Source organism: Nitrosomonas sp. (assembly GCF_019635155.1).
Taxonomy (GTDB): Bacteria; Pseudomonadota; Gammaproteobacteria; order Burkholderiales; family Nitrosomonadaceae; genus Nitrosomonas.
On the sequence record NZ_JAHBZY010000003.1, the window covers coordinates 168,846 to 189,777 of the forward strand.

General features: G+C 41.0%; 16 protein-coding genes. All 16 read left to right on the forward strand.

Annotation, left to right across the window (positions count from 1 at the left end):
- Window positions 1-168 precede the first annotated feature (168 nt).
- The 16 genes from KF839_RS03690 (at window position 169) to KF839_RS03765 (ending at window position 20,925) form a co-directional block, all read left to right on the forward strand.
- A complete protein-coding gene (locus KF839_RS03690) occupies window positions 169-1,509 on the forward strand; it encodes a Coenzyme F420 hydrogenase/dehydrogenase, beta subunit C-terminal domain (protein WP_292916479.1) in 1,341 nt (446 codons plus the stop codon).
- Between the two features lie 141 nt (window positions 1,510-1,650).
- Window positions 1,651-2,901 carry a polysaccharide pyruvyl transferase family protein gene (locus tag KF839_RS03695; RefSeq protein WP_292916480.1) on the forward strand — a complete coding sequence of 417 codons (1,251 nt, stop codon included), beginning with the start codon at window positions 1,651-1,653 and terminating at the stop codon, window positions 2,899-2,901.
- A 128-nt stretch (window positions 2,902-3,029) separates the two neighbouring features.
- Window positions 3,030-4,256, forward strand: a complete 1,227-nt coding sequence (locus tag KF839_RS03700) for a signal recognition particle 14 kDa protein (protein WP_292916481.1) — start codon at window positions 3,030-3,032, stop codon at window positions 4,254-4,256.
- A gap of 48 nt (window positions 4,257-4,304) precedes the next feature.
- Window positions 4,305-5,543: a CapA family protein gene (locus tag KF839_RS03705; protein WP_292916482.1), complete on the forward strand. Its 1,239-nt coding sequence runs from the start codon at window positions 4,305-4,307 to the stop codon at window positions 5,541-5,543.
- A 6-nt stretch (window positions 5,544-5,549) separates the two neighbouring features.
- Window positions 5,550-7,073 (forward strand): oligosaccharide flippase family protein, encoded by a 1,524-nt coding sequence (locus KF839_RS03710; RefSeq protein ID WP_292916483.1) that lies wholly within the window; start codon window positions 5,550-5,552, stop codon window positions 7,071-7,073.
- 62 nt (window positions 7,074-7,135) lie between these two features.
- A complete protein-coding gene (gene asnB / locus KF839_RS03715; RefSeq protein WP_292916484.1) occupies window positions 7,136-9,010 on the forward strand; it encodes an asparagine synthase (glutamine-hydrolyzing) in 1,875 nt (624 codons plus the stop codon).
- 88 nt (window positions 9,011-9,098) lie between these two features.
- Entirely contained in the window at window positions 9,099-11,096 is a 1,998-nt protein-coding gene (locus tag KF839_RS03720) for a heparinase II/III family protein (protein WP_292916485.1), read from the forward strand.
- Between the two features lie 54 nt (window positions 11,097-11,150).
- The gene (locus KF839_RS03725) at window positions 11,151-12,461 is read left to right on the forward strand and encodes a nucleotide sugar dehydrogenase (protein WP_292916486.1); all 1,311 of its coding nucleotides are present in this window, start codon (window positions 11,151-11,153) and stop codon (window positions 12,459-12,461) included.
- On the forward strand, window positions 12,442-13,137 hold the full coding sequence (locus KF839_RS03730) for a class I SAM-dependent methyltransferase (RefSeq protein WP_292916487.1): 696 nt from the start codon (window positions 12,442-12,444) through the stop codon (window positions 13,135-13,137). The genes KF839_RS03725 and KF839_RS03730 overlap by 20 nt, the downstream gene beginning before the upstream one ends.
- Before the next feature lie 81 nt (window positions 13,138-13,218).
- A complete protein-coding gene (locus tag KF839_RS03735; RefSeq protein WP_292916488.1) occupies window positions 13,219-13,938 on the forward strand; it encodes a class I SAM-dependent methyltransferase in 720 nt (239 codons plus the stop codon).
- A gap of 3 nt (window positions 13,939-13,941) precedes the next feature.
- Window positions 13,942-15,144: a glycosyltransferase family 4 protein gene (locus tag KF839_RS03740; RefSeq protein ID WP_292916489.1), complete on the forward strand. Its 1,203-nt coding sequence runs from the start codon at window positions 13,942-13,944 to the stop codon at window positions 15,142-15,144.
- A 218-nt stretch (window positions 15,145-15,362) separates the two neighbouring features.
- On the forward strand, window positions 15,363-16,328 hold the full coding sequence (locus KF839_RS03745) for an SDR family NAD(P)-dependent oxidoreductase (RefSeq protein ID WP_292916490.1): 966 nt from the start codon (window positions 15,363-15,365) through the stop codon (window positions 16,326-16,328).
- Window positions 16,325-18,220: an HAD-IIIA family hydrolase gene (locus tag KF839_RS03750; protein WP_292916491.1), complete on the forward strand. Its 1,896-nt coding sequence runs from the start codon at window positions 16,325-16,327 to the stop codon at window positions 18,218-18,220. Before KF839_RS03745 ends, KF839_RS03750 begins: the two co-directional genes overlap by 4 nt.
- A gap of 36 nt (window positions 18,221-18,256) precedes the next feature.
- Complete coding sequence (locus KF839_RS03755; protein ID WP_292916492.1) at window positions 18,257-19,210, forward strand: GHMP family kinase ATP-binding protein; 954 nt, start codon at window positions 18,257-18,259, stop codon at window positions 19,208-19,210.
- A gap of 27 nt (window positions 19,211-19,237) precedes the next feature.
- A complete protein-coding gene (locus KF839_RS03760; protein WP_292916493.1) occupies window positions 19,238-19,816 on the forward strand; it encodes an SIS domain-containing protein in 579 nt (192 codons plus the stop codon).
- On the forward strand, window positions 19,813-20,925 hold the full coding sequence (locus KF839_RS03765) for a glycosyltransferase family 4 protein (protein ID WP_292916494.1): 1,113 nt from the start codon (window positions 19,813-19,815) through the stop codon (window positions 20,923-20,925). The genes KF839_RS03760 and KF839_RS03765 overlap by 4 nt, the downstream gene beginning before the upstream one ends.
- Window positions 20,926-20,932 lie beyond the last annotated feature (7 nt).

Sequence of the window (20,932 nt, forward strand, 5' to 3'; positions counted from 1 at the left end):
AGACCGAATTTCGATTGGAATCATAATAGAGATCAATGATGGGTCTGATGCAATAAATTCGAAGAAGAGTCAAACAATATCTAATTTGTTTTGCAATCCTAGATTTTTTTAGGGCACTTTAATCAGAATGTCGATAAAAAATAATCAAGTGAAATATGGAGTATCGCATTGGATATCAAAGAAGTTATTAAACAAGGATATTGCATTGGTTGTGGTGTTTGTCGAGCGGTTGATCAAAACATTAATATAAATCTGAATAGCTTTGGTGAATATGTTGCTGAACTCAATGATTCTAGTTTGGATAAAATTGTTGAAGCTTCTGAAGTTTGTCCTTTTGCTGCTAATCACAATGAAACTGTGCTGGCAGAAGAAATTTTCTCCGGGCAATCGCAACATGAATCGGTCGGACGTTACTTGGGGTTATTCGCTGGATATTCAATTAATGACAGGAATTCAGGTTCTTCTGGGGGAATAATAACATATATAATCAATGAATTATTTGAGAATAATGAAATTGACTATGCGATTCTTGTGCGTCCCCTTGTAGCTAATAATATTAGAAATATCGATTTTTCTTTTGATGTGATTTCATCAAAACTTGATGTCAGTTCGGGTTCCACCTCTTTTTATTATCCTGTTACGTATTCAAAAGTCTTGGAGTTCATTGCAAAAAATCCGGGCAATTATGCGATAACTGGCATTCCATGTTTTCACAAAGCGATTCGTTTACTCAAACGACAGAATCCACTTTATCGTGATCGTATTAAATACCAATTGGGTTTGGTTTGTGGTCAATTAAAAAGTGCACTGTATTTTGAATATTTACTTCGTCGAGCTGAAGTACCAATCGGAAAAGTTGAATCGGCGTGTTTTCGAAGAAAAGATACAAATAATCGTGCGGATGAATATCTATTCGAGGCTGTTACTCGAGACTCAAATGAAAGGCAGCACATTTATCGAATTAGTAACAGAAAAATTAGCTTAAATTGGGGGATGGGGTTATTTAAACCTAAAGCGTGTGATTTTTGCGATGATGTTTTTGCTGAAACGGCGGATATTGCTGTCATGGATGGTTGGTTACCGCAATATATTAATGATGGAAAAGGCACTAGTTTGATGGTGATTCGTGATAAGTATCTATACGATACGATGCTTAATGGAAAGGTAAGTGGTAAGTTACATCTTCATGAAATTGCAATTGAGGAGATAGTTAAATCTCAGCAAGGTGGATTGAATCATCGAAGAAAGGGCTTGGCTTACCGGCTATATTTATCTGAAGGGAGAATGGTGCCTTCCAAGCGCATAAAACCATCTTCAAACTTCCCGTTCTTGTTTAAAGCAGAGCAGATCCTCAGGCTTATCTTACGTAAAACCAGTAGACAAGCGATGGCTTTACAAACCAGGGTAGGATCGGGTTTATTAGTTTTTAATCTAATAATGATTCCGTTTCTTTTTATTTATCGCGTCTTACAGAAATTTCAGCGATTATTAAAGGCAACATCTTTTTGAGTGTTAAGAATGTTAACTATATGTCTAAAAATCAGAGTATTGAAATTATTTCCATGAAAGGCCGATATTGTGATAACACATTTTCTCATCTAATTTCCATTAGATAATTAAAACATTTTCAACTTAAGAATTCAAATTGGAATGACACATAGATACTATTTTCTTGGGCACGAGACTTTATCAAATCGTGGATGTGAGGCATTGGTACGCGGAATTTCAAGTATTATCCATGAGCGGCTGCCAAATGCGGAATTTCTTGTGCCAAGTTTTGATATTGAAAGAGATAGCAAGCAATGGAAAATCGATGAAAAGAATCGAATAAATTTTATTTCGGCATATAAGATGCCTTTGTACGCAAGAGTTTGGGGGAGGTTGGATAGAATGGCTCCTCAAATGAGTCGGCTTCGTTTTCCTTCTCCTGCAATTCCGAAAGATATTCAGCAGCAGCTGAGAGATACAACGGCTGGTATTTTAACAGGTGGTGATGTTCTTTCTTTGGAATATGGAATTCCGTCACTTCTTAAATTTCTGGGGCAAGCGGAAAGCTATATGAATAAAGATCGCCCATTGTTTCTATGGGCTGCTTCGGTTGGGCCGTTTAATTCCCAGCCGGATGTAGAGAAGTATGTTGTGAATAAATTAGCAGCGTATGCTGGAATCTCGGTTCGTGAAACATCAAGCTATGCTTATTTAAAGCAACTGGGACTTGATAATGTAAAACTGGTTGTTGATCCAGCTTTCGTGATGAAACCGGATTCTTGGGATACTTCAGTTATTTTGCCAAAAGATCCGGGCGAAGGATGGTTAGGGTTTAACATTAGCCCACTTATAAAAAGTTTTCGTAGCGGGGAATCCCATATCCTGGAAATGGAAAAAGCAGTGGTTGAATTTTTACACGACGTGCTTGAGCGTACCAACCTCTCGGTTGTATTAATACCACATGTAGATAGTGTTGATGGTAGTGATTGGAATAGCGATTACTGCTATATGCTGCGCTTAAAAGAACAAATGAATTTGTCACAGGATGTGATCGCAACTCGAATGAGTCTTGCTCCACGTACGATGAATGCAGTACAGACTAAATTCCTAATTTCGCAATGTAGATTTTTTATTGGTGCTCGGACTCATGCCACAATTGCAGCATGGTCCACACATGTGCCTACCGTTTCAATTTCCTATAGCATCAAGGCGCTTGGTTTGAATACTGATTTGTTCGGAGATCTGCGTTATGTTTTGGAAACACCTCGAATTTCCAGGAGTACGCTGTGGGAATCATTGGAAAAATTGCGTACCGATGAAGAATCTATAAAAAATCTACTCCAGCAGAAAATCCCACAGTGGCAGCAACGAGCTCGCGAAGCCGCTGACCAAGTACTATCGACAGTTGATTGATATATTCCAACACCAGCGACTGGATGATAATTAAACAGGATCCAAAGCTAGCAACTTGCTTAGCCCGCTGTTATGAGTAATTTATGATTGTTTTCTGGTGCTTCTAGCTGCGAAGTAACTTTTCTCATATGAAAATCTATAACCTAAATACGTCGAATGACGGAAATAAGATTAAGCTTTCGACAATTGTGGACAGTGAAAAACTGGGGAGCAAGGAGCTTTGGTTTTCTGTTCCTGAGAAATATGCCCATGGTTTATGCAAAAGTAGAATGGATGGGTTTTTAGTTGGTATGGTATTTCCTGCGATGCAGTATGGAGAGAATATCCATGTGGAAGGTTGTATATCTTCTCAATTGCTATTTAACTTAAATCAATACGTAATTCCAATGCTGATGGCATTTTTGCCCGCATGTAAGTGGATTAATATAACTGCGGCTGAATCCAATGCCGAGCATTTTGATTGCTCGGGAGTCGGTACCGGTTTTTCAGGTGGAGTTGATTCATTCTGTACATTTTTTGATCATTACGAATTGGAAAAGAATACTGAGAATCGGATCAACAGTTTGGTTTTCCTTAACGTGGGTTCCAATGGCCCAGGACGTACAGACGAAGAGTTGATGGCCGCACACAAAAAATTTTGTAGTCGCTATGAATATCTAAGTAAATTTCCGGAAGAGTTTAGTTTGGATTTTATTTCTTTGGATTCGAATCTACATTCTTTTCATCCATGGGGACACCAATTAACACATTCATTGACAACAATTTCCGCTGTGTTGGTTATGCAAAATATGTATCGAAAATATTTTTATGCTTCGGGAGGGTTGTCATATTTGGAATTATACAAATATCATGAGCTCTTATTAAAAAGAGATACTGCATTGATTGATCCAATGTTACTTCCTTTGCTATCGACAGAGTCACTAAATTTTATTTCTGATGGAGCTCAATATACTCGTGTAGAAAAAACTCTTCGCATAGTTGATTATGAACCAGTGAAACGTTATTTAAATGTATGCGTTCATGATAGAGAATCTCATGAGAATTGCTCGGTGTGCGGTAAATGCTGCCGAACACTGATGACGCTTAATTCAATTGGTAAGCTTGAAGAGTTCTCTAAACTATTTGATATTGGGAAATATAAGAAACATGCTGAATTTTTGTATCTTTGCCAGCAAGTTGTACTTCAAAATAAAGATCCTTTTGCGCGAAATAGTATTGAGCTGGCAAAAAGAAACGGGATTAAGCTGCCGTCGTTTTTGGTCAGTTATGGTTTGGTTTCATTACTTGGTTTAGCCCGAACTTATTTACCCAAAGCTATTCTTTCTAGAATCAGAATGTTCCTAAATCGCTCTTAGATTTGAGTTCTACAAGCAAGTAAGTCAATTTTTAATGGTTAGTAGCTAATGAAAAACGAAATAAAGCTGACATTTGTTGGTGATATTATGTGCCAGCGAGAGCAGAATGCAGCCGCATGGGCTCGTCATAATGACTATATTTACGATGAAACATTTGCCGCTGTTGCGGGTTTGTTTAAAGACTCAGATTATGTAATTGGAAATTTGGAGACACCGATAGCTGGTAGTTTGTACGGATATACTTCGGAACCATCTCAGTTTAATACTCCTGAAACTTTTTTGGATGCTCTGAAATTTACAGGGATCGATTTTTTGTCTACTGCGAATAATCACTGCTTAGATCGAGGAGTTAATGGGCTTGAACAAACTCTTAGAAATCTGCAATCGAAGGGTTTTGATTATGCAGGTACCTATGCATCGAGAGAAGCAAGTGAACAGATCTTTATTAAAGAGATAAACGGAATAAGAATCGCGTTTCTGAGTTTCACTTATGGAACCAATTCAGAATATTACGGTGAGCCTCTTGCAGATAACGAAACTTGGCGTGTCGATTTATTAAAAAAACAACCGAAGCGGTTCAATGGAAGTCTACAAAATCGTTCACTTCGAGCGCGCCTTTCGTCGGTTTTACCGCCAAGAGCTAAACAAGCGATTGCAGCTTTATTAGGTAGATCGAATCAGAGATTTTCCGACTTTGTACCTGACAATGTCAGCCCAAGTTCGATTAACTCATTAGAACATCAACATTTTGTTGATAGAGCTAAAGAAAAAATTGGACGGGCTAAGGATTTAGCTGATTTTGTGATTCTGTTGCCGCATATTGGAGGACAGTACAATCCTGCTCCCGGAGAGTATCAAAAATGGACAATGCACTGGATGTCACAAACCGGGGCTAATGCAATAATTGCAAACCATGCACACACGTCATTACGTTGTGAGAAATTCGACAATGGTTGTATCGGAGCTTATGCGTTAGGGAATTTTTGTTTTACACCCAATACCGGTTGGTTTATTCCGAATGTTCTTTCTGAATATGGAATTATATTAAATCTATTTGTATCTACCAGTGAGAAAAAAATTACCAGAATAACATATAGCGTGGTTAAAACGGTTCTGGAGGCAGATGGGTTCGCCTCGGTCCATCCTGTCGTTAAGTTGATTTCCAATGAAGGAGATATAACTTTGCGAGAACGCCTGATTATTGAAAATGAAGCGGTAGTGAATCGTTTTGGTGGTATGTCGCAAACAATTAATCCTCAAGATCATTATATCTACAATTATTTATAAGAGATAATGTCCCATTCAAATCCCGGTAAGCTCGCTAAAAATACGCTTTTTTTGTATTTCAGGCTTATTTTAGTACTTGGTGTTTCGCTGTATACCTCCCAACAAGTCCTTGCAGCATTGGGTATTGAGGATTACGGTATTCACAATGTAGTTGCCGGTGTTGTTTTGATGCTTTCGTTTCTGAACGGAACCATGGCTTCAGGAACACAACGTTTTTTATCGTTTGAGCTTGGGAGAGGGCAGCACGAGGAGGTTAAGAAAGTATTTAGTACAGCTCTGTTGATTCATATCGTTATCGCACTAATCATTTTTCTCCTTGCTGAAACAATAGGGTTATGGTTCCTATATCACGTTTTAGAAATTCCTGAAGATCGATTAAATGCTGCTCATTGGGTATTTCAATGTGCAGTTGTTACTTTCATGATTACTGTTATACAAGTTCCGTATTTGGCTGCTATCTTTGCTCAAGAACGGATGGGGATATATGCATATATAAGTTTGCTGGATGTTGCGATTAAACTGATAAATGTATTTATTCTTGTAAGTGCTAATGCTGACAAGCTAATTTTGTACGGTATTTTGAATTTGTGTGCAGCTTTTCTTCTGGCGTCGATATATGTGATAGCATGCCGAAGAATTTTTCCAGAATGTCGACACTTTTCTGAGTTTTCTGCTTCAAAAATCAGAGAGATGTTTAATTTTGTCGGGTGGAATTTGTCAGCGCATCTTGCATCTGCTTTTAATGCTCATGGATCAAATATACTGCTCAATATATTTTTTGGCCCAGCAACTAATGCAGCGAGAGGGATAGCTATGGTTGCTTCAAATAGTATTCAAGAATTTGTCAATAACTTCCAAGTTGCATCTGCACCACAGATTACGAAAACATATTCTGCGGGTGAGATTGAAGAAGAAAAATTGCTTATTCTATCCTCTTGTAAGATTTCTTTCTTTTTATTGCTATTGTTGGTGCTCCCAGTATTTCTGGAAACTGATTTTTTATTGAAAATATGGTTAAAAAACCCACCGGCTGAGACATCTTTGTTCCTGAAATTGATACTGATAGATGCGATGATTTGTACTTCTGCGACCCCTATGTATCATGCAATTATGGCTACTGGTAACATTAGAAATTATCAATTAATTGCTAGTGCTGTAGTATTTGGAACTTTCTTGACATTTTGGATTTTATTGGAATTGGATTTCCCTTCATACTCAGTTTTTTGTCTTGCAATCATAAGCTCATTGGTATTACTTCAACTTCGTCTTAGGTTTTTGTATGGGATGATTAATTTCTCCACCTTAAGATATTTTCAGGTGGTTGTGCTCCCTGGGTTAAAAGTTGCTTTGTTGAGTGCGATTTTGCCATTAATTCTTTTTATTAATTTAGAAGAAGGTTTTTTGCGTTTATTCTTAGTAAGCGCTGCGGGATTTTGTGGTGCAGTGATTTTTATTTTTTATTGGGGACTGAATCACAATGAACGTGCTTTTCTTATAAATAAACTAAAAGTTATTTTAAAAAGAGAATGAAATGTATTGTTTGTTATGAAGTAAAGTTTTTTGACTTTAGAAGAAAAAGGTAAAGTACTTTAATGTGTGGGATTGCTGGTGTCATAGGGTCATTTGCTGATCCTGTTTTCTTTAGTGGCGCGTTGCGCAGTATGTCAGCAACAATTAGTCATCGAGGTCCGGATGATGATGGATTCCTAGAGACCACCACCCGTGATAATCGTTATCGAGTTGGCTTGGCACATCGCCGATTATCGATAATTGATTTATCAACCGGGCATCAGCCCATCGGGAATGAAGATGGTAGTATTCAGATAGTATTTAACGGTGAAATATATAACTTTCATTCGTTACGTGATGAATTAATTGCTTGTGGTCACAAGTTTGCAACGGCCTCCGATACTGAAACAATCGTGCATGCTTATGAGCAGTGGGGAGAACGTTGTGTCGATTATTTTCGTGGTATGTTCGCTTTTGCGATTTGGGATGCTCGCAATGAGCGATTATTTCTGGCACGAGATCGTTTTGGCAAGAAACCGCTATTTTTATACGAAGCGAACGGCGTATTATTGTTCGCTTCCGAAATCAAATCACTACTTGCTTTTCCGGGTGTTAATGCTGAGGTAAATCACGCAGCCGTATGGGATTACTTGATGTATCGCTACGTTCCTGCTCCCAATACCTTATTCCAAGGTATTCGCAAGCTAATGCCCGGTTGCTATGCGATCTGGGAGAAAGGTAATTTGATTGAGCGTCAATATTATCATCCTCCTGATCGGGAGATATTCACTGATGTGGCATTACCTGCTGATCCAGTGGGTGCTTTTTTAAATAAGCTTGATGAGGCTGTAAATATCCGGATGATTTCCGATGTGCCGTTTGGCGCCTTCTTATCTGGAGGCATTGATTCATCCGCAGTAGTGGGTCTCATGTCGCGCCATTCTATGCAACCTGTTAAGACTTTTTCAGTCGGATTTTCGGAATCAGGATATAGTGAATTGGCATATGCCAAAGCGATTGCCAATCAGTTTAAGACAGATCATCATGAGTTGGTTATTTCACAAGATCATCTTATCGAGTATCTGCCGACATTGGTTCGTTTTCGTGATGCACCAGTTGCCGAACCTTCAGATATACCAATTTTCTTATTGGCAAAGGAAGCAAGGAAAACAGTCAAGATGGTACTCACGGGAGAAGGTGCTGATGAATTTTTGGGCGGATATCCCAAGCATGTTTATGAACGCTATGCGGCATGGTATCAATTAATACCCGGGCTTGCGCGCCATGGCATCCTTGAGCCACTGATTCAAGCACTTCCTTATCGTTTCCGGCGCGCCAAGACCGCGATCGTTAATTTAAGTTTAGAACATTTTGAAGAACGGATGCCTCGCTGGTTCGGTGCATTGTCGGAAGCCGAAAGAAAGGATTTGGTTGCAATGTCGCGACCTCAGGAGCACTCAAGCGGCGTACAATTTAATTCATCCCCTAAAAATAGCCCTTTGCGGCGTATCTTGTATTTTGATCAAACCAGTTGGTTACCTGATAATTTGCTGGAACGCGGTGATCGAATGACAATGGCCGCTTCTTTGGAAGCGCGAATGCCTTTTATGGATCATGAGTTAGCGACCTTTATATCAAACTTACCTGATAATTTTCGAGTTCGCGGCCACCAAACTAAATGGATACTGCGTGAGGCGATGAAGAGGTTGCTGCCGCCAGCGATTCTGGAACGACCAAAAGTGGGATTTCGTGTGCCGGTTAATGAATGGTTCCAAGGGCCAATGCGTGATTATCTTTATGAGCACTTATCGGGCACTGCTTCGATTACGCGAAATTATTATCAAGTAAACAAACTTGAGAAAGTTCTAGCGGATCATGTGGCAGGTCGCCAAAACCACGAAAAGCTACTATGGAGTATGCTTAATCTCGAAATCTGGCATCGACAGTATCTGAAATAATAGTAATCATATAGTTAGAAGACAATCTTTATGATTCCTAAAGAATGTTTTTGTTATCTATTTCATATCAGTAACTTATTTATATATCATGAACAATCTGACATGGAAATTCAATCGATTACGGACGATGGGGCTGTCTGAAATTGGCTATCGAGTGTATCAGGTTGTTCAATTGAAACTTGAGTCATTAATACTGGAAAAATCTAAATCGCTTTTGCCACCTAAGCTTTCTACTTTTGGCAAGCCTTGGATAAATACGCTACCAAGCCAATTTGATGCCGAATTATATTGCGATGCTGCAGATCGTGTTTTAGCAGGATATTTTGATGTTTTTGCACTAAAAGGTACTCAGCTTGGTTTCCCACCCCGATGGAATCGCGATCCTAAAACGGGTATTGAAGCACCACTGGCTTTTGGTAAAACGCTTGATTATCGTGATGAACATATCGTAGGGGATATCAAATATCTCTGGGAACCTAATCGGCATTTGCATTTGACCACCTTAGCGCAGGCTTATCATTTGAGTGGTGATATGCGCTATGCAAAAGGTGCTCAAACATTTCTGGAGTCTTGGTTTGATCAGTGCCCTTATCCGTTGGGTGTAAATTGGACCAGTTCGCTCGAGTTAGCGATAAGGCTGGTGAACTGGTCTTTCACTTGGCATCTGCTGGGTGGCAGCTCAAGTAATCTCTTTGTATCCGAGGAAGGGCGGCGATTTCAACATCGCTGGTTAAATTGTATTTATCAACATTGTCACTTTATTGCTGGATTTCTATCGCGACATTCTTCTGCGAATAATCATTTGTATGGTGAATTGATGGGGCTGTTCGTGGCGGCAATCACATGGCCCTGCTGGCAGGAGAGTGATCAGTGGAAAGGTTTGGCTTATAAAGAACTGGAAGCGGAGACGCTAAAACAAAATGCTTCCGACGGTGTGAATCGTGAACAAGCGGTATATTACCAGCATGAAGTGATCGATATGATGTTAATTTGCTGGTTGACTGCACGCGCAAATGGTATCGAGTTTTCACAGAATTTTTCTTTAAGATTAGAAAAGATGCTTGAGTTTATGGCATCGATTATGAATTCTTCCGGTACGGTACCGATGATTGGAGATGCGGATGGCGCATTAATGGTACATTGGAGCAAAGAGCATGACTGGAATGTTTATCGCTCATTGCTGTCAACTGGTGCTCTTATATACGGTCGTGCGGATTTTAAAATGAAAGCGGGAAATTTTGATGATAAAAGCCGATGGTTATTAGGTGATGAAGCAAAGTTGCAATTCGATTCGATTGTTACAAGCAACATGCAAGTTACACCTCGTCAGGAATTTAGAGAGGGTGGATATTTCGTCATAGGCAAGAATTTTGATGCGAGTGATGAAGTACGTATCGTGGCGGATGCCGGCCCACTTGGTTATCTATCAATTGCCGCGCACGGTCATGCGGATGCATTGTCTTTTACGTTGTCGGTTGCAGGCAATTTCCTGCTAGTCGATCCGGGCACTTATGCTTTTCATACTCAGAAAAAATGGCGTGATTATTTTCGTGGCACCTCCGCACATAACACAGTCAGAGTCGATGGGAAGGATCAATCTGAATCAGGTGGCAATTTTATGTGGCTTCGTAAAGCGAATGCTTTTTGCGAATCCTGGGAAAGCAATGAGGTTAGGGATTGTTTGATTGCCAGTCACGACGGTTATACAAGTTTAGCGGATCCGGTGATGCATCGTCGCAAAATCGAATTTTTAAAAAAAGAAAGAACGATTGTGGTAGAAGATATTTTGGAGTGTTCAAATGCGCATGCTATCGAGTTGAATTGGCATTTCTCGGAAGCATGTAAAGTAATCGTGGAGCACAATAAAGTCGTGGCAACGGTTGCTGATGTGCGTGTCGAAATGACCATGCCAAATTGTAATTCCCAACCGGAATTGGTGCGGGGGAATGATGAACTGCCACTTGGCTGGATCTCACATAGTTTTGATGAAAAAGTGCCTGCGCCAACCGTTACTTGGCGAGAGAAAATTACTGGAACAACTCGAAGATCAACGATTCTGCAAATATCATCGGGTTATAATGCCTAAATTATTCCGAGTATGTTGAAAAATAGATTCTGATCAATGAATTAAAGGAGTCACATGAAAATAAGCATTTTTGGTTTGGGTTATGTGGGTACAGTTTCTGCCGGGTGCCTGGCAACCGATGGGCATTTGGTGATCGGAGTCGATCCTAACAAAACAAAAGTTGAGCTGATTAATCAAGGTACTTCACCGATCGTTGAAAAAGATATCGGAGAGATGGTTGCTGCAGCGGTAAAAAACAATCAATTACGAGCGACTCAGGACGTACATGATGCCGTAATAAACTCCGAGATATCATTAGTGTGCGTTGGAACCCCCTCGCAATTAAATGGCAACTTGGATTTGAGCCATGTGCGTAAGGTATGTGAGCAAATTGGCGCGGCACTTAAAGAAAAAAGTGATTTTCACGTTGTCGTCGCTCGCAGCACGATGCTCCCGGGTTCCATGCGAAATGTTGTGATTCCGGCGTTGGAATCGTTCTCCGGTAAGAAAGTGGGAATTGATTTTGGCGTTTGCAATAATCCGGAATTTCTACGGGAAGGAACAGCGGTATTTGATTACTATAATCCTCCTAAGACAGTGATCGGGGAGACGGATACCAAAGCAGGTGAGTTACTGATGCAGCTGTATGCAAAAATGACGGCTCCGCTGATTAGAACTGGAGTCGACACAGCCGAAATGGTTAAATATGCGGATAATACATGGCATGCGGTTAAAGTGGCTTTTGCCAATGAGATAGGAAATCTTTGTAAAGCAGAGGGGATCGATGGTCACAAAGTGATGGAGATTTTTTGTCAGGATACAAAGCTGAATTTGTCGCCTTACTACATGAAGCCAGGGTTTGCTTTTGGTGGTTCGTGTTTACCAAAAGATGTGCGTGCCTTGATGTACAAGGGGAAAAGCTTGGATATCGATCTGCCGCTTATTAATGCGATACTTTCGTCAAACCAGCGGCAGATTGAGAAAGGTATCAAGATGATTACTGAGAAAGGAAATAAAAAGGTAGGCGTTCTGGGATTTTCTTTTAAAGCCGGAACGGATGATTTGCGCGAGTCACCGCTGGTCAATGTCATTGAATACCTGATAGGTAAAGGCTATGAACTAAAGTTATATGATAAAAACGTTAATCTGGCGGCTTTGACGGGCGCGAATCAAGATTACATTCTGAATCATATTCCACATATCTCCAAATTGATGGCTTCCTCAATGGAGGAGGTTCTGAGTTTTGCAGAAACAATAGTCATAGGCAATGGAGCCGCGGAGTTCTGTAATGTGCCGAATGAATTGAAATCCGGCCAAGTCGTGGTTGATTTGGTACGTATTGTTCCTAATCAGAGCGGAGACCGTTATGACGGAATTTGTTGGTGAAACACAAACGATAGATTTTGCGGATCCTAAGACAAAGATTCTTGCTGATATATTTTGCAAGGGACAGAATTCGGCGCCTTCGCGGTTACTTGTTGTCGGGTGTGGTCGAGGAATAGAAGCGGCAGTATTGTCCCAGTATCTGGGAGCCAAAGTAACGGGTATTGATATTGTTACTAATTTCGACCCGCGTGCTGCATTGCTTGCCGATTTGCGACAGGGAGATGCGACAAAAATGGAGTTCGCCAACGAAAGTTTCGACTTTGTATATTCTTTTCATGCACTTGAACATATTCCCGATTACCGGGCAGCTCTTGCTGAAATACATCGCGTACTTTGTCCAGGTGGTCGATGGATGATTGGTACGCCGAACCGGAGACGGATAATCGGGTACTTGGGTAGTAAGGATGCTTCAGCCGCCGAGAAACTGCGCTGGAATTATATTGACTGGCGTGCAAAGCTCCAGGGACGATTCCGAAACGAATTAGGTGCGCATGCTGGTTATACGCAAGAAGAATTATCGAGTGAGCTTGCGGGAGTATTTAGTAAAGTGACGGACATTACATTTGATTATTATCGCGATCTCTATTCTAAAAAACGTAATTTAATTGATCTGGCGATTAGTCTGGGAGCCGCATCCTGGCTGTTTCCCTGTATATATTTCATGGGGCGGCGCTGATTTTGTATAAAGATCAAATACTGATAAGTGATTTTCTTGTGCGCTTATCGAAAAGTTTTTTGGGGAAATCGGAAAATTATAATGGCAACCAATCAAAAAACATCATTCATCATTGAAGGCGCAGGAAATCTGCTCGCCCGTTTTCGGACATCTTCTCGGCAGCGCAGAGCAAAGATGTTTCTGAATAATTTTGATTTGACTTCCGAAACTAAAATACTTGACCTGGGAGGATGGAATGGTGTGCATATTCATGCCGTATTAGAGAATTCTCCAGTGCAACCAGCAAACGTTTATATTGCGGATATTGACGAACAAGCAGTTAAACAAGCAGCTGAGAATTTCGGATTTACCCCTGTCGTGATACCTGAAACTGGTTCACTGCCTTTTCCGGACAAATTTTTTGATATTGTTTTTTGTTCCTCAGTCATTGAACATGTGACCGTTCCCAAAGATAGTGTATGGACTTTGGTTTCCGGTCGCATTTTTCGCGAAGAAGCACAACGTCATCAGAACGAGTTTGCAGGAGAAATTGTCCGCTTAGGCAATGGTTATTTCGTGCAAGCACCTTATCGTTGGTTTCCTATTGAAACACATTCCTGGTTACCTTTCATCAGTTATTTGCCGCGCCGGCTTCAAGTTCCTTTGTTACGATTTACCAATCGATACTGGGTCAAGCAAACGAGTCCGGATTTTTATTTGCCAACAAGAGGAGATATGCAACGCTATTTTCCTGATGCAAATATTCTTGAAGAACGTGTGCTGGGTTTAACCAAGTCTCTTATCGCTTATCATCGTAATTAATACATGTTACAGACTCAACGTCGAGTACTTATTTTAGTCGAGAATCTTCCATCTCCTTTTGATCGGCGAGTATGGCAAGAAGCGACAACCTTACATAGCTATGGTTATGTCGTTTCAATTATTTGCCCTACGGGTAAGGGTTATGAAAAAGAATATGAATCGATCGATGGTATTCATATTTATCGCTATCACCTTCCGTTTGAAGCAGAAGGTGCAAAAGGCTATTTGATCGAGTACTCACTTGCTTTGTTTCACACTTTCCGCCTTGCTTGGAAAGTGTATTTCAAACATGGTTTTGACGTAATTCATGCCTGTAATCCTCCTGATTTATTATTCTTAATTGGTGGGTTCTTTAAGATTTTGATGCGGAAGAAATTTATTTTCGATCATCATGACATTAACCCGGAGCTCTATGAAGCCAAGTTTGGCCGGCGCGACTTTTTCTATAAGTTACTTGTGCTGTTTGAGCGTTGGACATTTAAGACCGCCGATGTCTCGATCGCTACCAATGAATCTTACAAACGAATCGCTATTGAACGCGGCGGTATGGATCCGGATAAGGTTTTTGTTGTTCGTAGCGGGCCGAAGTTAGATCGATTGAAGATCATACCACCTAAAGAAGATCTCAAACGTGGGCGAAAATATTTAATCGGCTATGTTGGCGTGATGGGAGCGCAAGAGGGGATCGATCTATTACTGCAAGCAGCGTGTTATCTCATTAAAGAACTGGGTCGGACGGATGTGCATTTCGGCTTAGTAGGCGGTGGTACGTCGCTGGCCGAAATGAAGCAGATGGCGATTGATCTTGGAATTGATGATTTCGTGACTTTTACCGGGCGTGTGCCGGATCAAGAACTATTGGAAATGCTCAATACTGCAGATATATGTGTTAATCCAGATGTGGCTAATGAAATGAACGACAAGTCAACAATGAACAAAATCATGGAATACATGGCATTAGGTAAACCGATTGTTCAATTCGATCTTACCGAAGGCAAAGTGTCCGCGCAGCGTGCATCCTTATATGCCAAAAAGAATGATCCCAAAGATATGGCGGAGAAAATCTTGCAATTGTTGGATGATCCGGAATTGCGAAAACAAATGGGTGAATTTGGTCGCAATCGGGTAAAAAATGAACTTGAATGGCGTTATGAGGCGCCTAATTTATTAGCTGCGTATAGTGCGATACTTACCGATCAAAGCTAACAAAGTTAATAACGCCAGTGTATAAGCAGCCATAAGTTATGTCGTTATTAATCTTGGTGTCTTTTTAATATGAATGTAATCAGTAAAATTGTTTGTTTTTTTCTGAATTGAAATTACTTTCTTGAATTAATAGTCAATGAATGGCGTGTGACTGGTGACAAACAATGCTGTTTTAATCGATTGCATTATTTTATTTTACAAGTTATGGGGTTTGGATTTTGACAATTCTAATCACTGGTGCAGCAGGATTTATTGGTTGTAATATGGTGCAACGCATGCTCGCGAAGGGTCGCAAAGTTGTAGGAATGGACAATTTCTGCAACGGATCCAGGAAAAATATCGAGCAAGTATTGCAAGATCCGCGATTTGAGTTTGTAGAGATTGATTTATCGGATTTATCAGCGTATCGGATAGCGGCAGAACGATTTCATATTGAAGACTCTATTTCAGAGGTTTGGCATCTGGCTGCAAATTCGGATATTCCTGCGGGCATAAGTGATGCTAATGTGGATTTGCGTGATACTTTCATGACTACATTCAATACACTAGAAGTAATGAAAGATTTAGGAATTCAGCATCTTGCATTTGCATCAACTTCAGCGGTGTATGGCGATCATAAGAATATTCGCCTTCATGAGGATATTGGTCCGCTGCTGCCTATTTCCAATTACGGTGCAATGAAGTTGGCTTCAGAAGCGCTGATTAGCGCTGCAGTTGAGGCCTGGTTGGAGCAAGCTTGGATTTTCAGATTCCCGAATGTTATCGGTGTCCCGGCAACACATGGAGCATTGCTGGATTTTGTTCGTAAACTGCAAGAAACACCAGACAATTTGAATGTGCTCGGAAATGGCACGCAGCAGAAGGGTTATTTACATGTAACGGAACTAATTGATGCGATGTTATTTATCCGGGAGTTCGCAAAAGATCGATTGGCCTACTTCAATATCGGTTCTGATGATGATGGTGTAACAGTTCGTTTCATGGCAGAACAAGTTGTTGCGGCTGCTTCTCCAGGAGCAACTATCAGTTTTGGTGAAGGTAACAAAGGTTGGGTAGGAGATGTTCCTCGCTTTGTTTATTCGATAGAGAAGTTACGTGCATTAGGATGGCAGCCAGCATTGGGATCGGCCGTTGCAGTTAAGTTAGCCGTGCGTGAGATTATTGAGCAGGAAAATTGCCGGTGAAACAGGTTGTAATTTTGGCGGGTGGCAAGGGAACCCGGTTGGCTGAACGACTTAATGGATTGCCTAAACCTTTGATTGACATTTGTGGTGTACCTTTACTCGAACGACAAATACTGCTAGCCAAACGATATGATTTTACTGATGTTCTGATATTGGTTAATCATGCAGCACAGTTTATTATAGATTTCTGTACTTCGCGTAATAACTGGGGACTGCGTTTGACGTGTCTGGATGATGGCGAACCGAGAGGAACAGCAGGCGCGACACTTGCCGCGTTGGATTATCTTCATGAAGAGTTTCTGGTGATGTATGGCGATACTATGCTGGAAGTGAATCTCAATAAATTTCAACAAGCACACAATGCACGTCCCCAAGTTGCAGCAACACTTTTTTTACACCCGAATGACCATCCTCAAGATTCTGATTTAGTGGAAGTAAATGACGAATGTGAGATAGAAGCCTTTCATTCCTATCCGCACGATCCAACTTGCTATTATCCGAACTTAGTCAATGCAGCACTTTATTGGGTGCGTAAAACAGCGCTTTTGCCTTTTCGAGGAAGAGGCGGGCAAATTGATTTTGCTAAACATTTATTTCCTGAGATGTTAGAAACTGGACAAAAGCTCGCAGGTTATATTAGCCCGGAGTATATCAAAGATAGTGGTACACCTAGTCGGCTTGATAAAGTTTGCAATGATTTTATTTCCGGTCGAATTGCTCGCTCCAATCTCGATCAGCGGCAAATTGCTGTTTTTCTCGATCGAGACGGCACAATTAATCGTGAAGTAGGCCATCTCGCAAACGCCGATGCTTTCGAGTTGCTTCCGGGAGTATCGCAAGCATTGCGTCGACTGAATCATTCGGATTACAGAAGTATTGTTGTTACTAATCAACCCGTACTTGCGCGCGGCGATTGTTCGATAGGGGAATTTCGGCGCATTCATGCGCGTATGGAAACACTATTGGGGCATGAAGGCGCTTATCTTGATCGTATTTATTTTTGTCCACATCATCCGGATAGCGGCTTTCCTGGTGAAGTTGCAGCACTCAAAGTTGAATGTGATTGCCGCAAGCCAAAATCTGGAATGGTAGAAGCTGCGTGCCGAGAATTCAATATTGATAAGACTCATTCGTGGTTTGTCGGAGATACTTTGGTTGATATTGCAACGGCTCACGCTTCAGGTATTCGGGCTATTTTGGTAGAAACCGGATATGCAGGTATAGATTATCGTGCGAAAGCTTGGCCTGACTATACCTTGCCAGATTTGTCGCATGCTGTTGACTTCATTTTGAACAAACATCAGCGATTGCTTGAATTTGCTTCTATGGAAACAGTCAATGTTAATCCTGGTGATCTGGTATTAATCGGAGGATTTTCGCGGAGCGGTAAGAGTAACTTTGCTTCGGTAGTGGTTGAGAGCTTACGTTTGCGGGGGGTGACGGCATATCGTTTGCCTTTAGATGCATGGTTGATTGATGCCTCTAAACGCGAAACAGGTGTTATGGGGCGCTATGATTTATCAAGCATCATAGAACTGCTTAAGGCGCGTATGAGTAGAACGCAACATTTTGAATTGGGTGTTTATCATAAATTGCAGCGACGACAAATTCCGGGGGGAATAAGTATGACTGTTAACCCACAGGATGTGATCGTGATAGATGGGACTATAGCGCTTGATCTAGCGCGGCATTTCTCAGTCGCGCATAAATTCTTCATCGAGATTGAAGAAGAAGAACGAAAACGCCGTATGTTAAAGGAATATCAGCTACGTGGCTATAATTCCGAAGATGCACAACTAATCTACAATTCAAGACAGCAAGATGAGGTGCCGTACATTCTTGCGAGCATAGATGGCGCAAAGCGACTAAATATGCATTTATTCAACCAGTAATTTTAATTTATGATTATTAGCCGGACCCCCTTGCGAATGAGCTTTACTGGCGGTGGAAGTGATTTGCCCGCTTTCTATCAACGTTATGGCGGTGCAGTACTAAGCTCCGCTATTGATAAGTATGTTTATGTTACCGTAAACCCGAAGTTTGATAATGGCATACGCATCGCATATTCCAGTAATGAAGAAGTAAATAATGTTTCTGAAATTAAACATCATTTGGTTAGAGCCGCTATGGAATATCTCAACATTGGCGGTGGTGTCGAGATTACCACAATTGCAGATATTCCATCGAGAGGAACTGGTTTAGGATCATCCAGTTCGTTTACTGTCGGGCTGTTGCATGCACTCAATGCATTTAAGAGTAGCTACATATCCGCTGAGCGCTTGGGTCTGGATGCTTGTCACATCGAGATTGATTTATGTGGTGAACCAATCGGTAAACAAGATCAATATGCGGCGGCCTATGGCGGCTTCAATTTAATTGAATTTCAGCCTGATGATTCGGTTATTGTTACTCCCTTAATCTGTGCGAAAGATACTATTAATTTTATACAGCGTAATACGATTGTTTTTTATACGGGAATAACGCGAAGCGCCTCAGCATTATTAAAAAACCAATCTGATGCGATGATAGAGGATACGGCGAAACAGCGTATTATGCAGCAAATGGTTGGTTTGACATATACATTATTCGATGAACTTCAAAAAAATAATACCCAAGTTTTTGGAGAGATTCTGCACGAAAACTGGATGTTGAAACGTGAAATGACAGCAGGCATCAGCAATAGTGAGATAGATAGTTGGTATGATCGTGCACGTGCCGCCGGCGCAATCGGTGGAAAAATTCTTGGCGCCGGCGCCGGTGGCTTCTTGATGCTATTTGCCCCGGAACACTGTCATAGTTCTATTGTAAATGCATTAGTTGAATTGCGTAAAATTCCCATGAGTTTTGAACCTCTAGGGAGTCGTATCATTTTTTATCATTAATCTATCACACCGCTCTAGGAGAGTTCCATGAACGAAAATTTTTCCATCACCGCGGGTTCATATCTGGACAAGCTTCAAGCCGCGCTCTCAGCCCTTGATCGGGATCAAATCGACCATGCCGTTAGTCTGGTGACTTCTGCTTGGGAAAATGGACGTCAAATCATTACCTTGGGAAATGGCGGAAGTTCGCTTACAGCGCTGCATTTTATTAATGATTGGAATAAAAGTATTTATCTTTCTAGTGGTAAATCATTTCGAGGACGAAGCTTGCTGGATAATGTCGGTTTAATCATGTCTTATTCGAATGACATTTCATTTTATGATGTATTTGTCGAGCAATTGAAAAATATTATGGAACCAGGTGATCTTGTCTTGGCGTTATCAGGTAGTGGCAACTCGGAAAACGTAATCCGCGCCGTGCAATATGCCAATGATCATGGTGCCGTAACACTTGGTTTGTGTGGTTACAGTGGCGGGAAGTTAAAAGAAATTGCGCAACATCATGTTTGGGCAGCAGTAAATGATATGCAAATAGCTGAAGATGTGCATGCGATCTTCGGGCATATCGTCATGCAAGCACTGTGCTGTAAAGGCCGAAGCTGTTGAAAGCTATTGATCGCATTTTGAATGTTACAATTCTGTATCCAGATACACGTATACTCGGTGGCGTGGCAATCTTCATTGAAGCAATGCGACGAGCGTTTGATAGTGATATTAAGACGAGTCACTTTTTGGTAGGGCGGCGCGCTACTGATACTAATCGTATTAAAATATTGTTTAATTCAGTAACAGATGCACTACGGCTTATTTGGCACGTTTATACGGTACGACCCGATGTGGTGCATATTAATCCTTCATTAAATCTTAAATCGCTGTTTCGTGATGGTCTATTCCTATTGGTACTGCGGTTACTCAAGAAACGTGAAGTGCTAATGTTTATGCATGGTTGGGAGGAGGATTTATCTGCGAAAATTGCAGGGAATCGAATTTACCTCACGCTTTTTCGATACATTTATGGTTGGCCAGCAATGACCATTGTTCTTGCAAGTCGGTTTCGCATGCAGATGCTATCCATGGGGTTCTGTGCTGAAAAAATTCATGTTGATTCAGCAATGTTTGATAGAACGATGTTTGATGGTGTTGTCAGGCAACAGCATACAGATTGCCGATTAGTTTTTATATCCCGTTTGGTTGCTGGTAAAGGTATGTGGGAGTTGCTTGAAGCATACGCGTCCCTTAAAACATCTCATCCGGAATTGACACTCTGGCTTGTTGGGGATGGAGAAGAACGCGAAGCAATCGAACGTGTGGTAAATGAGCATTCGATTCCTGATGTAACAATTACAGGGTTTGTAAGCACAGAAACCAAAGCACAAATACTGCTAAATGGCGATTTGTTCGTGTTTCCTACGACTTATGGTGAGGGTTGCCCTGCATCACTTCTAGAAGCGATGGCTGCCGGACTTCCTTGTATTACTACTGGAGTCGGCGGGATTCCAGATGTTTTCGACAATAATCGAAATGGAATCCTTCTTAAGGAGGTATCGGCACAGACAGTTGCGGATGCGATTCTGATGCTATTGTCAGACGAGACTCTAATGAGAACAATCGCAGAACAAAATCGAAATGCAGCATGGAGTCGCTTTGAATCCCATATAGTTTCAGATCGTATTGCAGCAGAATATCGATCAATTATTACTAATGTGGGTAACTAACACTTCA